This is a genomic window from Tepidibacillus decaturensis (genome assembly GCF_001561915.1).
GTDB classification, from domain to species: Bacteria; Bacillota; Bacilli; order Tepidibacillales; family Tepidibacillaceae; genus Tepidibacillus_B; species Tepidibacillus_B infernus.
Genome location: NZ_LSKU01000001.1, coordinates 2,334,039 through 2,347,688 on the forward strand (window position 1 = coordinate 2,334,039; position 13,650 = coordinate 2,347,688).

The following is a 13,650-nucleotide window of genomic DNA, read 5'->3' on the forward strand; positions in this document are numbered from 1 at the left end:
AAACCTAGTGAATTTTCCATGAAATTGTGCAGATTAAGAAAGAATAACCCAGCCATTTTTAATCCCTGCAATCACTGCTTGTGTCCGGTCTGTACATTCCATCTTTTGCAAAATACTACTTACATGATTTTTAACCGTTTTTTCACTGATAAATAGCTTTTCACCAATCACACGATTGCTATTTCCCTCAGCCATTAATTGTAATACTTCCAATTCCCGTTTGGTTAATAACATACGCCAATCGGGCATCTTTTCCATGATGGGTTCTGGATGGGAAAGAGGGTGGAAGCCATCTGTTTGTTCCTTTACACTTAATCTGCGATATTCTTCAATCACTTTTCCTGTTACTTGGGGATGTATATATGCACTACCATCGGCAACAGCACGAATCGCCTCGATCAATGCTTCTGCTTCCATATCTTTTAGTAAATATCCTGACGCTCCCGAACGTAACGTTTCAAACACATAGCCTTCATCATCATGAATGGATAGAATCAAAATCTTTGCATTGGGGTATTTTTCTTTAATCCTTTTTGTCGCCTCTACGCCACTCATATTAGGCATATTGATGTCCATGAGAATCACGTCAGGAAGGATTTCATCGTATTGGTTTAAAATACTCTCCCCATCAGAACATTCGGAAATAACTTCCATGTCCTCTTCTAAATTAATAATTCGTTTGACCCCTTCACGGAATAATTTGTGGTCATCCGCAATCAAAATATTAATTTTCGTTTTCTGATCCATCGCTTATTTCCCCACTTTCATTTACTGGAACTCTTATCTTTATTGTTGTCCCTTTATTCTTTATGGATTGAATCTCAAGATCACCCTCTAAAAGATCAACCCTCTCCTTCATTCCCATCAGGCCGAAATGACCCTCTTTTTGTTTTTCCTGTTCCTCTTCATCAAAGCCAATTCCATTATCTTTTACAGAAACCTCAATTTGTCCAGATTGAAATTCAACTTTGACTACTGCTTTTGTAGCTTGTGCGTGTTTTACCACATTATTTAAAGCTTCCTGAACCAAACGGAAAATCGCAACCTCCATTCCTGAAGGCAATCTTCGCTCTCTACCTGCAAGACTAAGATCGATGTCCAAATTGTCTCTCTTTGCCATTTCTTGAATATATTTTCGCAGCGTAGGAAAAAGCCCTAAATCATCTAAAGCCATTGGTCTTAAATCAAAAATAATTTTACGAACATCTGCCAAACTTTGCCTTACCATAAATTTCAGGTCTTTTAATTCCTGTATTGCCTGATCCATCTGCTTCACATTCATGAATCGTTCAGCAATCTCCGTTCGCAAGACGACATTAGCCATTGACTGAGCAGGACCATCATGGATCTCCCTTGCCACCCGTTTTCGTTCTTCTTCTTGAGCTTGAATGATTTTCAAACCAAACATTTGCTTATATTGTGCAGACTCTACCGCTTCGGACATTTTAATAATATCCCCAGTCAAATAATCTGAAACAACGCCTATTTGTGTGGCCACTACCTCAGCTCGCTCAATCGTCACATTAATATTTTTTAAACGCATTTGTAATTCATTTCTTAGTATCTTAAGATTTGCTTCTCGTTCCCTTGCCATTAATAAATCAATTTGTAGCTGATTTGCTTCTTCATATGCTTTTTGTATGTCAGATTCTGTATATAATTTAAAATTACGACTCACATCTGCTAAATTAGTCCTTGCCCTACGATACCTTGCCTCTAATTGATCTACCTCATCTATCACCTTTTTTGTTTCTTCCCGTAAAGCCTCTAGCTTTCGTAACAAATTTTCCTTTTCTGAACGAGCATCTTCGGCAATTTCGAAAATTTGTTCCTTACTTTGATCAATCGCTCTAATTGTTTTATGTAAGATTTCTTCAAGCTTATAACCGTCAAGTTTTGATGATTTCAATGAATGTCACACCTCATCATAGGCTGGTTTGTTCTTATTTTAACATAATTTGTCATCCTTCACGTCCGCTATCTGTACTATTACGTTAAAAACAAATAGGACTTTAGGACTATTTATCGCTTTTCTAAAGCAAACAGAAATTCAATCCTATTCTATAACTTCCTTGCCAAATTGAATAATGGTAAATATGACCAATTAAAAAAGGTTTGTATATACTTATGGAATATACAAACCCTCACTACTAGCCATAATACTTTTTGTTAAATGACACGAATCTTAGGAACTACTTTTTCTAAGATTTCTGTAATCACAGCACTTCGATTGGTCTTACTTTCTTCTGCAATTTGATCTAGTTTTTCAATCATGGCTGGATCTAAACGGATACTAATGATTTGTTTGGGTGGTGTTTTTTCAGGCTTCTTATTAATCACGATCACGACAAAGTCCCTCCTAACATATATACATTCTTATCCTGTATTTTATATGTATCACGTTAAAAATACTGTCGTAATCCGCCTTAGAAAAACCACTATTTTTGTCGAAAAAAGTTTAATCATCGCTAAACCTGAAATCTCTTTATGAGTTGCTGAAGATCGTTGGCCATCTGGTGAAGCATATTTCAATCCTAGCATTCTTTTGCCTTAAGGTAGTCACATAGGTTCCTGTTTCTTTAACCGTTTGATTCACCTTTTTCATTTGTCGAATGGTTTCATCAATAACATAAGTTCCTTGTTCTGCTGTTTCCATCGATTGTTGAGAAGCAACATAAACGGATTGTGTTTTTTGGTTCACTTCTTTGATTGTTTCTACCACTTGGAACAATGTTTGTTCTGAACCTTGAAGCATCTGAACCTGTTTTTCCATTCCTTCTGCTACACTAGCGGTCGTTGTAGCCACTTGTTCTGCAGCAAGGGCAACTTCAGTTGAAGTATGAGAAAGTTGTTCAGCAGTATCGGTCACTTGCAATGAACTATGCTGAATATGTTGGATCAACTCCTTTAGAGAAGAAAGCATCTCAGTGAAATTCTTTGCCAATTCTCCAATTTCGTCTTTATTTTTAATGGAAAGGGGGCTAAGATTTAGATTACCATTGGTGATTTCGCCAACGTGAGCAGTTACTAATTTTACCGGTTTCGAAATACGAATGGTTATTGAATATGCAATGATACTTGCTCCAACAATTCCACTTGGAATAATAGCTAAAATTAACACTTTTACAAAATTTATCTTCTGATAAACAATCTCCAAGATCTGTGCTGTATCATGGCCTTGATTGACTAATTCTGTTACCATGCTGCCCATACTAATAATGTTATAAAGAATAATAAGAACTGCAATAAAAAACATCACCATAATCGAAGCAAAACCTAAAGCTAATTTTTGGCCAACTTTCATATCAAGACCCCTTTTCCCTAAACTAGTTCATTTTGTGCAATTCAATATCATCATACTTTATTTAAGGACTGTTTTAAATCACAAAGTGAGCTAATTAGCAAAATTTCACTGAAAATTAAAAAAGTTTGTCGAATATTGTCAGAAGGACAAGGATGGCATATACAAACTTAACTTAAAGTGGATAGAAGGGTAGAAAGGTGAAAAAATCTTTCCCAGGTATAAGGGAAAGATTTTTTTATAAGTAATTAAATCAATTTCATAATTATGAGCCTTACAGGCTCAAAGCTTTTAAAAGCTATTATAAGACAAGAAAGCCTATTTAGTATACAAGAATTATATGATTTAGAACCTACCCAAAGATTTGAAGCTATCTTTTCAACGATTGAAATCGATCCAATATTGGTTGTGAATGCGAAAAAAATCGAGATATGGCAGACCTGTTGAGCTTAACTATGCAGCGATGATCTATTCTTTAATTGCCAGAATTACAGAACACATTCCATTTATCAAAGATTTAGTAAAACGTCTCAAGAATGATATCGTCTTTCGCTTTGAAAAGAAAATTGAAGATCAATTAGCCGTCCCATTAGCTGAGTTACGTGCCAAAATTCCTCAGGATCCCCAATGGGGCATAAAGAAAAATTGCGAAGGGAAAAACGTTTTTTGGTTTGGGTATAAAGGTCATTTGGCTGTTGGAGCAAATGGGACATCAAGCCGTTATTGCTTATAATAGTTTTGATGAAAAATATGAAACCCTAAAATACACTAGACCAAAGGAATGTAAGGATTGCCCCTTAGCTCATGATGAGCTTTGCCAGCTAATGTTCCTGGGTAGGTGTCTGCGCACTCATGAATCGGCCTATTGCTGCTACCATTTCCTTTACTGTTGCTATTCCCTTTCCCATTCCCCTTGGAAGAACTATTTCTATTTCCATTTCCTTTGCCATTGTTTTCTTTGGATTGTCCTTCTCCTGGTTCTTGGGTGTAGTCTGTCACCATTGGCAGTATTTTGGGATCATGCATGTTTCCAAGAATCTAAGAGTTTATATCTCCGCAGCGTGAGCCACCGTGTGCCCCTGTGTTCGATTTTGGCATTTGAGGTAGGGTAAACTTACCTGAGGCAAAAATGAAACCGGATTTGGCGGCTTTCTGCGCAAGAGTATTTTTCTTCAAAATGCAGCCCCAAATTGTGCCTTCATCACCTCAATCACAGGGTGAACCATGGGGTCGAAAACTGTGCAGGTTAAAGTCCAGGGTCGCAGGGCTTCCCCAGCACGGCCCACATTAGCCCGCAATGCAGGGCGGAGGGCATGTGAAATCGGGAGCGGAATTGGCTTAACGATGTCTCAAACGGATCATAAGTTTATCAATACTTTTCAAGAAACTCTTTTGGTGTAAGTATCTCAGGTCGCTCAATTTCTATATCCTTAAAATCCTTATCTCCTGTAATTAGAATGTCAACATCAGCCAGTATTGCTGTGTGTAAAACCATATAATCTTTGTCGTCCCTAATTTCAAATAACGGAGTTCCATCATAGCTCTTTGGCGAATATTCCAGTTCATAAGATAATGCTGTTAAAAATTTCTCAATGGCTTTTATTTTGTTTGGAAATTTTCTTTCAACTACCGATTTCAATTCTTCAACAACATACGTTGAAAGCACCAATGTATAATCTTCTGCCACTTTCTCTATCAATCGGCTTAGGTTTTCACTTCGAAAAAGTATAGCCGAAATAAGAACATTTGTATCAAGCATTATTCTCATGGCTGTTTCCCCTATTCCTCTTTTCTAAATTGTTTTACCAAATCAACAACATCCTCTTCTGTTTCCAAACCCACACGCTCAGCCTCTCCATCAAAGGCTTCCTGTACCTCACGCAGAGCAACCTTAGTTGAGTTTTCCATTACCACCTTACCATTTTCCTCGATGAAAATAACTTTGTCTCCGTCCTTTAAATTGAGCTTCTTCCTGATGTAAATCGGTATTGTTATCTGACCTTTTGCAGTAATTTTTGCAAGTTCCATAAATTAAGACTCCTTTCTGTGAATTCCATGTATTCCTTACTTTTATTATATGCCATTTTAAAATTTTTATCAACAAAAGACAAGGCCACATCAGCCCAAACTGTGTGACCCTATTTTTAATTAATAAAGTTTTTTAGACTTATTGAGAACTTATCATAGATGTCTTTTTGAAAATCAGCTAAAAAATCCTTTACAGCAATAATAATATCTTGTATACAAAGATTCGTCGCTATATTGCCTTTTCCCCAAATAGAAGTAACTACCCATGTTTTATCATTTTGGGGGTTGAATTCAATGATTTCTCCTTCACTGTAATCCATTGTTTCATATACAAAATCTTGAAATATACCTTTCTCAATTTTTCCTAACCATGCTGAGATAGCTATAGCAAATTCGAGTAAAAGTATATAATCTTCTTGGAAGAAACTATTGCCATTAATATCAATATTTAGGCTCCCTTCAATATCAGCCAATAGTTTCCTATTGTTAGTATCAATCAGTCTGCCGCTTTAAAAGCAAATTGAGAAGCTTCTTTTAAAATACTCTTACCCGCACCCTTTTTGATAATATCATCTAATGTCTTAATAAATTCTTTAAAAGATGATGTGACTTTTTTAGATAAGCTACCTATTGCTTTTAGTCCACTTTTTACAGTTTGTTTTCCTATAGAACCAACACCGAATAGTACTGAATCAACTATAAAATTTCCTAGCTCATCATTTTGTACGTTTCCACCATAAATTTCTGGACGAATTTCTTCGGGAACAACCTCACTGCCATAGGATGAATATAAATTCTTATAATATTGTGTATAAATTGTTCCATACTTTCTTACAATGCCATCGGCTTCCATTCTAAATCTTGGGACATTTTTAAATGTAGTCGCCATCTCTATCTGGTATAATGTTTGACTGTCGACTACTCCTGTTTCAGCTAGATTGAATTTATCTTGAAGTTTAATAACCCCGCTTTTTGTTTCGTTTCCATACCATCCATCTACTAGTAATTCTGTCCCTAATATTTTATTTAATTGTGATTGTATTATTTTTGTTTGCGCTTTTTGCTTTTCGTTTGGTGCCGTACTGGTATATTGTAAAAGCACCTTATTTCCTTCAGTTACTCTACCATTTACTGTGCTAATAGAAAATGATGGTTTGGTATTGGCAGGTGGTTTTAGTATTCGACTAGTTCATAATTGTAAGAGTCTAGTAATAGGTCCTCTGATCCTGTCTCTTCGTCAACTATTTTATCCCATACTACTCGATGGTGTACATAGTCCCATTGTTCATAGACGCTTTTTTTATAATATTCATAGTAGTATTTTTGATCTCTTTCTTTTCGTTGCAATTGCCAACCTGTATCTCTCGAGTAATAATCAATGAAATCCCAGAAATTCACAACTAATCTTGAACTACTTTCACTTTCAGAATAGTGTGAGGATCTATTCCTTACCCACTCTGGAACATGTCCGGTTGGGTCCCACATGTTGATGGGGTTGTTCATGACATAGGCGTATCGATTTTGGCTTAATGGATTAGCTAATGTTCCTGGGTAGGTGTCTGCACTCATGAATCGGCCTACCACTGGATTGTACATTCTTGCATTTAGGTCGATCAGTCCTGTTTTTTCATCATATTCTTGTCCTGTAAAAGCGATTCTGTTGTATGGTGCGGTGATTCCTGTGAAGATGCCGCCAAAGGCATCATAGCGATATCTTTCGATGATGTCTCCATGACGATCGGTTAGTTCACTTACTGTATTTAAACCATCATACTGATAATACATCAGGCCACCAGTGGTTTTTAGTTCAGGATCGTGGCCAGGTTCTGCTAATCCGTGTAAGCCAAACATTTTTCTTGAGACCACTTGATTCATTGGCCCTAGGTAATATTCGGCATAGGGAGAGCCCTTATCTCCATATTCTTTGAGAAGAAGGTTGCTTAGTCCTTCATACTGATAACGGCTCTTGGTGATGTCTAATCGATTCGGGTATTGGCCATTTTTGTAGATCCCTAGTTTTAGGCCTTGACCAGGGTTGTTATATTTGGAATAGCCATTGCCCTTTCCATTGTTCTTTGATGAACCATTTCCTTTTCCGTTCGTTTGTGCTTTTTCGTTTCTTTTTTCTTGGCCTTTGCCATTGTTTTCTTTGGATTGTCCTTCTCCTGGTTCTTGGGTGTAATCCCATGTTGCTTCTTCTCGGTAGATTTTTCTCCCCATCGCATCATATTGGTATTTGGCATAGCTTTCATCTTGATAGAGGACTTCCGTTAGTTGGTTGGCTCCGTTGTATAGGTATTGAATCTCCCCTCTATCTCCATTTTCTTGGATGAGATTGCCTGCTCCATCATAGGTATATTGCGTATCCCCTGATTGTATCAACTGATCAGCAGCATTGTACTTATACTGGATGATTCCTTGATCGTTAGTCATGGATAAACGGTTTCCAACGGCGTCATAGGTATACTGAACCTTGCTTTGTGGCTCAAGGAGATACCCTGGACGGTCGATCAGATAAAATGGTTCAGTTTCTTCAAAACCTTCTCCATATAGGGCATTATCTTGTGCTTTCTTCCCTTTTCCTTTGGCTTTATCAGAATTGCCATTGCCATTATTAAAGGCTAGTAATTCAAATTGATAAATGAAACCATTTCGTTCGATGCTTGACGTAAGATTGTTTTTTACATTATTGCTCTTTTCTTCGTTCTTATCAGTGTTCTTGCTATTGTTATTCTTATTATTCTTCTCATTCTGTGTTGGATCTGTTAGATCTGTTGGACCTTGATCTTGTTTGAGATCTTTTTGTTGCGTTGTATCCTGAGGAGTGTTGGGATCTTTTCTTAGAGACAAGATCTTCTCTAACGGATAGTTTACTTCAATCAGACGATTTAGGTCATCATAGATGTATCTGGTCTCTGCCCCATCTTCCTCAATTTGCCGTATTCGATTTCCATAGGCATCATATTCATAATTGAAGGATGAAATGATCCCATCTTGATTCCGGTTTTCGATCTGATCTAAGGTTCCGTCAGGATTATATTTTTTGACTATGGTATTGCCATTTGCTAATTTGCGTACTGTTTCTCTTCCAAGTCCATCATATTCAAAGATGGTGACAGAGTCATCTGGATCAATCATTTGTGTCATTAGATAACGATTGTCATAAGCATATCTAGTTGTACGATCCTCACTATTAGTTAGACTTAAAAGGTTGCCAACCGCATCATATTGATAGGAAATGCTTTTGTTCATCGTCACATTGTCTTGTTGGACGATTCTCCCGAGCAAATCATAGGTAAAACGATCGGTTGAAGTTGGTGAACTCATCTCGGTAATTCGACCAACTTGATCATAGCGATAATTCAGAGTTGCTCCTTCATATTCAATTGATGAGATTTGTCCTGCTAGATTGTAGCGGTAATCTGTTGCTTGTGCAATTTGGAATCTAATGGGTACTTCCAACCACGACCAAAAGGTCCTACTTCTTGATCATTACTAGAATAGGCTCGCTCTACCACAAAGTCATAGCCAATCCCAGGTAAGTTTAACTCCTTCTCTGAAAATTTCAAATATCCTGTAGTGATATCTACATCTGGTTTCTTATCATTTTCAAAAATAGGTGCATTCGATTGTTGACTACGTATTGATGGTTCTTGTGTTTGAATCTCTGTTGAAGGTATGGAAGGAAATTGAGGTAATCTTTTTCTCCTAAAATTCCTTATATTGGTTCTTTATTCCTATTTTACCACTTCAAAACAGGTAATATATTCCTAGTCATTTGTTCCTATTGTAAGAAATATAAAGTGCAAATAAAAAAATCCTTCTCGTCTAAAAAGAGAAGGATTTTTGCGTATATTATCTTTTATTTAAGTCATCGTGTAGAGTGAATTCTGTTCTTTTGTTATTTTGCGTAAGCCATTGCTTCTTGTCTTAAGACTTCTGCCTTATCTGTACGCTCCCATGGTAGATCAAGATCATGACGACCAAAGTGGCCATATGCAGCTGTTTGACGGTAAATTGGACGGCGAAGATCAAGTTGTTTAATAATCCCTGCAGGGCGTAAATCAAAATGTTTACGAACTAATTCAACAAGGATGTTTTCATCTACTTTTCCAGTACCAAATGTATCAATACTAATGGATACAGGTTGAGCCACACCTATCGCGTAAGCAACTTGAACTTCACATTTATCCGCTAATCCTGCAGCAACAATGTTTTTCGCAACATAGCGGGCAGCATAAGCACCAGAACGGTCAACCTTCGTTGGATCCTTACCAGAGAATGCGCCACCACCATGGCGAGCATAACCACCATAGGTATCAACAATGATTTTACGACCTGTTAATCCTGCATCACCTTGAGGTCCTCCGATCACGAAACGGCCTGTTGGATTGATAAAATACTTTGTTTTATCATCTAATAATTCTGCTGGTACCACTGGTTTAATCACATATTTATGAAGATCGGCTTTAATTTGTTCATTTGTTACTTCAGGATGATGTTGTGTTGAAATAACAATTGTATCAATACGAACTGGCTTGTCTCCTTCATATTCAACAGTCACTTGCGTTTTGCCATCTGGACGTAAATAGTCTAAGATTCCCTCTTTTCTTGCTTCAGTAAGACGTCGAGCTAATTGGTGGGCTAGTGAGATAGGTAATGGCATCAATTCAGGTGTTTCGTTGACTGCAAACCCAAACATTAAACCCTGGTCTCCAGCACCAATCGCTTCAATTTCTTCATCAGACATTTGCCCTTCACGAGATTCTAACGCTTGGTTAACACCTACCGCAATGTCTGGAGATTGTTCATCAATTGAAGTTAAGACAGCACAGGTTTCTGCATCAAAGCCATATTTTGCTCTTGTATAGCCAATACTTCGGATCGTTTCACGCACAATTTTTGGAATGTCAACATAACAGCTTGTTGTAATTTCTCCCGCAACCAAAACCAATCCAGTTGTTACAGAGGTTTCTGCCGCAACACGAGCATTGGGATCTTTTTCAAGAATCGCATCAAGGATTGAATCGGAAATTTGATCACAAATTTTATCTGGATGGCCCTCAGTCACAGATTCAGAAGTGAATAAATGACGACCTTTTTGTAACGCCATATGAAAACCTCCCTTAAAATTAGTATGTACATCTATTGTTATGATACTCATGCAAAAAAGCCTTTCCTTTAGAGGAAAGGCTTTTTATACTCAAGCTTACCTCTTATGTTTAAATAGATTTTGAATAAGAGATCCATTCAACAATCTATATTATAAGAAGTAAGAAAGACTGTCAACCATTTTCACTTGAAATTTTACTCACGATTATATTTATGTTTTACTGAACAGGTTGAGTCTCAGTTGTTGTTTCAGTTGACGGTTCAGTTGTTACTTGATCTTGGTTATCTACAAAAATTAATTGAGTATCAGAATCATATTCCACATCCGCCCCAAGACTTTCACTAATAAATCTTAAGGGTACAACTGTATTGCCATTAACAGTTGTGGCAGGTACTTGTAGCTGAATGATTTGGCCATTTACTTTTGCTTGTTTTTGATTTAAGACAAAGGAAACACTTACATCACCTTGTTTTACTGTGATTGTTCTTGTTTCAGGATCATAACTAACCTCTGCACCCAATGCTTCTGCAATCGCCCTAAAAGGAACAAGCGTATTGCCATTTACTAATTGAGGTGGAACATCAAATTGTGGTTGCTTACCATTTACAAATGCTTTTAATTCTTTCTTATTTGTTTCTTTGTAAAGCTCAATTAATTTTTTTGCTTCGTCTTTAGAGCCTTTCGTAAATCCTAGAATTTGCTCTTGAGCCTCTAATGCATCTTGATCTTTGTCCATCAATTTATACATTTCCATTAACTGTTTATATGCTTCTATCTTTGAAGTAGGTAATTCGATGTCTTCAAGACCTTCTACCTCTTCTAATCCTTCTAATTCACCTTTTAATTCCTCTTCTAAGTTTTCCATAAGTTCTTGCGCATCTTTTTGTTCTTCCTCAGTTAATTCATTTTGATTTAATAAGGACTGTACATATTCATAGGTAGCTTGAATCGATTGTTCTGTGTTTTCTTGGTTAGATAGTTCCTCTAATAAAGGTAACCATTTCTCTTCCATATTTTGTTTTAACTCTTCCACTTTTCGCTGCATTTGCTCTTTTGCTTTTTCATTTACTTTTTTAAGAGCCTTTTCCATTTCATGCTCAAGTTTCTTGATGTCTTTTTGAAGTTTTTTCATTTGTTTATCTTTACCATTTTCATTGTCACCATTCTCATCTTCATCTACGTCTTCTTCGATTGCTTCGTCATCCTCTTCTTCGTCTTCATTTTCTTCAAGATCTGCATCATCTGATACATCTTGTCCATCATTTAATGTAGAACTAGTTGAATCTGATGATGTATCTGTATTTATTGTTGTATCCTGTGTTGTATTGGTTGTGTTTGTTTCTTCAGCAGATACAATTCCTCCGATAAACGGAGTCAATACAAGCGTTAATGTCAAAAGAATAGGTAAGATGATTTTTTTCTCCATCATACTTTTTCCTCCTCATGGTAATCATTTCTAATATTTTTTCTTACACTTAAAAAGTATAAGTGCAACTAAGACTTCTACCTTCGCCAAAGACTTGGCATAAGCCAAGTTTTCTTTATTATATTCCTTTATTGCTTAACAGTATATAGGTTGTTCCATAAATCGTTCCAATGGACTAACATATTTTTTTTGTTTGGGACTTTATGTATATTATTTCATCCTATTTACATACTAAAGAAAGGCCTATTGGTATCTCCAAACCAATAAGCCTCTAAGCAACAGGTAGGTATTCAAATTGTTTTAAAATGTTGTAAAATGTGTAAACGATTATTATAATCCTTTCATGAATTGTTCTGCACTTTCAACCAATCTTTTGGTCATGGCGCCACCTACTGCTCCACAATCCCTTGCAGAGAGCTGACCCCAGTAATCTTCACTTCCTTGGTAAACAGGAAGCCCCATCTCTCCAGCAATTTCATATTTCATATTATCTAATGCTTGATGGGCTTCTGGTACTAGTTGTTGTCTGCCCCATTGTCCTTTGGCCATCATGATCACCTCCTTTCAAAGGAAGTCGTCACCTTAGTTGGTTATTTGATGAGGTAATCATAGTATGACCGAGAATAACACGTTCAAATCCTTTAAGATAGTGGTACTATAGGTTAAAATTGACTAAGCCTGTAAAAGGATCATCGAAGACTAAGAATCATATAGTATTTGAAAAAAGCTCTATTTATGTTATCCTTTAAAAAAAGGAAAATATAAAAGGAGTTAAGGCTATGTTAACACCTGAAGATATTTTTGAAAAAGAATTTAAGCGTTCGATTCGTGGATATGATGTGGATGAAGTGAATGAATTCCTTGACCAAGTGATTCAAGATTATTCCCGACTCATCGACGAAAATAAGGCACTAAAAAAAGAAAATCAACAATTAAAATCCAATACGACTCGTCAAAGCTATCATGCACCAGCACCAACCCCTGAAGAGTCCATTACATTACAGGATTTAGTAAAACGGGTAGAAATCTTAGAGAAGAAGACAAGATTTTTATAAAAGGTTGATATCGTTTATCTATCGCCCCCTTTTCAAACGAAGGGGGTTCTTTCATTTGACATCATCCCCATCTAGGAATAAGATAAGTATGTACTTAATCATATAGGAAGGTGCATAGTATGGAAGCCTCACATATCTCATTTGAGCATTTGCCAAGTGCTACTCAACAAAAAATCCTTGAGTCAGCTGTTAAAATTTTCTCACAAAAAGGCTTTTCTGGTTCAACAACAAAGGAAATAGCGAAAGAGGCTGGGGTATCTGAAGCCACGATATTTCGTTACTTTGAAACAAAAAAGGATCTTTTATTTGCTCTTATTTCACCAGCAATGGTTAAATCGATCACTGATCTATTTATTGATATTCATGGTAAAAATGATGTAGAGATTCTTAAAAACTTCCTTAGAAGAAATACAGAGGCCGTGCAAGAAAACAAAGATCTCTTAAAAATTGTTCTTTATGAAGCTTTATTTTATCCAGAAATCAAGCAAACCATGTTTCAAGAAGTGATTCAAAAAAAGTCAAAGCTTTTAGAAAAGTATTTTGATCAGCAAAGAGAAGCAGGTAACCTAACCGATATTGAACCTAGAATTGCTACTCAGGCTCTATTAGGAATGTTGATTGGATACGTTATTTGGAAGCATATTTTGAAAGATCATGATATCGACCAATTTAATGAGGAAAAAGTTCTTGATGATATGGTCCAAATCTTTTTACATGGGATTAAGAA

At 36.4% G+C, this 13,650-nt stretch carries 16 protein-coding genes and 1 pseudogene; 3 read left to right on the forward strand and 14 right to left on the reverse strand.

Features of this window, described 5'->3' with window-relative positions; all coding sequences use genetic code 11:
- Window positions 1–33: 33 nt before the first annotated feature.
- The 4 genes from U473_RS10950 to U473_RS10960 form a co-directional block, all read right to left on the reverse strand.
- A complete protein-coding gene (locus U473_RS10950; RefSeq protein WP_068726289.1) occupies window positions 34–747 on the reverse strand; it encodes a response regulator transcription factor in 714 nt (237 codons plus the stop codon).
- Window positions 725–1,909, reverse strand: a complete 1,185-nt coding sequence (locus tag U473_RS10955; protein WP_068726292.1) for a sensor histidine kinase — start codon at window positions 1,907–1,909, stop codon at window positions 725–727. The genes U473_RS10950 and U473_RS10955 overlap by 23 nt, the downstream gene beginning before the upstream one ends.
- 260 nt (window positions 1,910–2,169) lie before the next feature.
- A complete protein-coding gene (locus U473_RS14380; protein WP_082732505.1) occupies window positions 2,170–2,346 on the reverse strand; it encodes a ribbon-helix-helix protein, CopG family in 177 nt (58 codons plus the stop codon).
- 139 nt (window positions 2,347–2,485) lie between these two features.
- Complete coding sequence (locus tag U473_RS10960) at window positions 2,486–3,304, reverse strand: methyl-accepting chemotaxis protein (RefSeq protein WP_068726294.1); 819 nt, start codon at window positions 3,302–3,304, stop codon at window positions 2,486–2,488.
- A gap of 264 nt (window positions 3,305–3,568) precedes the next feature.
- Between U473_RS10960 and U473_RS14385 the strand changes: the two are divergent.
- Window positions 3,569–4,131 (forward strand): annotated as a pseudogene (locus U473_RS14385) (hypothetical protein); the annotation flags it as partial.
- Here the strand turns inward: U473_RS14385 and U473_RS15040 are convergent.
- The 10 genes from U473_RS15040 to U473_RS11010 all read right to left on the reverse strand — a co-directional run bounded on the left by U473_RS15040 (window position 4,070) and on the right by U473_RS11010 (window position 12,417).
- Complete coding sequence (locus U473_RS15040) at window positions 4,070–4,327, reverse strand: hypothetical protein (protein WP_068726298.1); 258 nt, start codon at window positions 4,325–4,327, stop codon at window positions 4,070–4,072. The pseudogene U473_RS14385 and the gene U473_RS15040 overlap by 62 nt on opposite strands.
- A 343-nt stretch (window positions 4,328–4,670) precedes the next feature.
- Window positions 4,671–5,069 carry a putative toxin-antitoxin system toxin component, PIN family gene (locus U473_RS10975; protein ID WP_068726300.1) on the reverse strand — a complete coding sequence of 133 codons (399 nt, stop codon included), beginning with the start codon at window positions 5,067–5,069 and terminating at the stop codon, window positions 4,671–4,673.
- Between the two features lie 11 nt (window positions 5,070–5,080).
- Window positions 5,081–5,329: an AbrB/MazE/SpoVT family DNA-binding domain-containing protein gene (locus U473_RS10980; RefSeq protein WP_068726303.1), complete on the reverse strand. Its 249-nt coding sequence runs from the start codon at window positions 5,327–5,329 to the stop codon at window positions 5,081–5,083.
- A 116-nt stretch (window positions 5,330–5,445) separates the two neighbouring features.
- The gene (locus U473_RS10985) at window positions 5,446–5,829 is read right to left on the reverse strand and encodes a DUF7878 domain-containing protein (RefSeq protein ID WP_456119707.1); all 384 of its coding nucleotides are present in this window, start codon (window positions 5,827–5,829) and stop codon (window positions 5,446–5,448) included.
- Complete coding sequence (locus U473_RS10990) at window positions 5,826–6,431, reverse strand: peptidoglycan-binding domain-containing protein (protein WP_068726307.1); 606 nt, start codon at window positions 6,429–6,431, stop codon at window positions 5,826–5,828. Before U473_RS10990 ends, U473_RS10985 begins: the two co-directional genes overlap by 4 nt.
- A 71-nt stretch (window positions 6,432–6,502) precedes the next feature.
- Window positions 6,503–8,791, reverse strand: coding sequence for an RHS repeat-associated core domain-containing protein (locus tag U473_RS10995; RefSeq protein ID WP_068726309.1), 2,289 nt, complete (start codon window positions 8,789–8,791; stop codon window positions 6,503–6,505).
- A complete protein-coding gene (locus U473_RS14825; protein WP_161937328.1) occupies window positions 8,734–8,898 on the reverse strand; it encodes a DUF6531 domain-containing protein in 165 nt (54 codons plus the stop codon). Before U473_RS14825 ends, U473_RS10995 begins: the two co-directional genes overlap by 58 nt.
- Before the next feature lie 332 nt (window positions 8,899–9,230).
- The gene (gene metK / locus U473_RS11000; RefSeq protein ID WP_068726312.1) at window positions 9,231–10,442 is read right to left on the reverse strand and encodes a methionine adenosyltransferase; all 1,212 of its coding nucleotides are present in this window, start codon (window positions 10,440–10,442) and stop codon (window positions 9,231–9,233) included.
- Between the two features lie 217 nt (window positions 10,443–10,659).
- Window positions 10,660–11,871, reverse strand: a complete 1,212-nt coding sequence (locus U473_RS11005) for a copper amine oxidase N-terminal domain-containing protein (protein ID WP_068726314.1) — start codon at window positions 11,869–11,871, stop codon at window positions 10,660–10,662.
- Window positions 11,872–12,198: 327 nt separating this feature from the next.
- A complete protein-coding gene (locus U473_RS11010) occupies window positions 12,199–12,417 on the reverse strand; it encodes an alpha/beta-type small acid-soluble spore protein (RefSeq protein WP_068726317.1) in 219 nt (72 codons plus the stop codon).
- A 230-nt stretch (window positions 12,418–12,647) separates the two neighbouring features.
- On the opposite strand from U473_RS11010, the gene U473_RS15435 reads away from it, so the two are divergent.
- Complete coding sequence (locus U473_RS15435; RefSeq protein WP_068726319.1) at window positions 12,648–12,923, forward strand: DivIVA domain-containing protein; 276 nt, start codon at window positions 12,648–12,650, stop codon at window positions 12,921–12,923.
- A gap of 119 nt (window positions 12,924–13,042) precedes the next feature.
- Window positions 13,043–13,650: TetR/AcrR family transcriptional regulator (locus U473_RS11020; protein ID WP_068726321.1), on the forward strand; the 608-nt coding region annotated here is incomplete at its 3' end.

Coding starts and splice junctions, on each gene's coding strand:
- U473_RS11010 (WP_068726317.1), bottom strand. CDS start 12,417: ATGGCCAAAGGACAATGGGGCAGACAACAACTAGTACCAGAAGCCCAT.
- U473_RS10960 (WP_068726294.1), bottom strand. CDS start 3,304: ATGAAAGTTGGCCAAAAATTAGCTTTAGGTTTTGCTTCGATTATGGTG.
- U473_RS11005 (WP_068726314.1), bottom strand. CDS start 11,871: ATGATGGAGAAAAAAATCATCTTACCTATTCTTTTGACATTAACGCTT.
- U473_RS15040 (WP_068726298.1), bottom strand. CDS start 4,327: ATGCATGATCCCAAAATACTGCCAATGGTGACAGACTACACCCAAGAA.
- U473_RS10975 (WP_068726300.1), bottom strand. CDS start 5,069: ATGAGAATAATGCTTGATACAAATGTTCTTATTTCGGCTATACTTTTT.
- U473_RS15435 (WP_068726319.1), top strand. CDS start 12,648: ATGTTAACACCTGAAGATATTTTTGAAAAAGAATTTAAGCGTTCGATT.
- U473_RS10980 (WP_068726303.1), bottom strand. CDS start 5,329: ATGGAACTTGCAAAAATTACTGCAAAAGGTCAGATAACAATACCGATT.
- metK (WP_068726312.1), bottom strand. CDS start 10,442: ATGGCGTTACAAAAAGGTCGTCATTTATTCACTTCTGAATCTGTGACT.
- U473_RS10950 (WP_068726289.1), bottom strand. CDS start 747: ATGGATCAGAAAACGAAAATTAATATTTTGATTGCGGATGACCACAAA.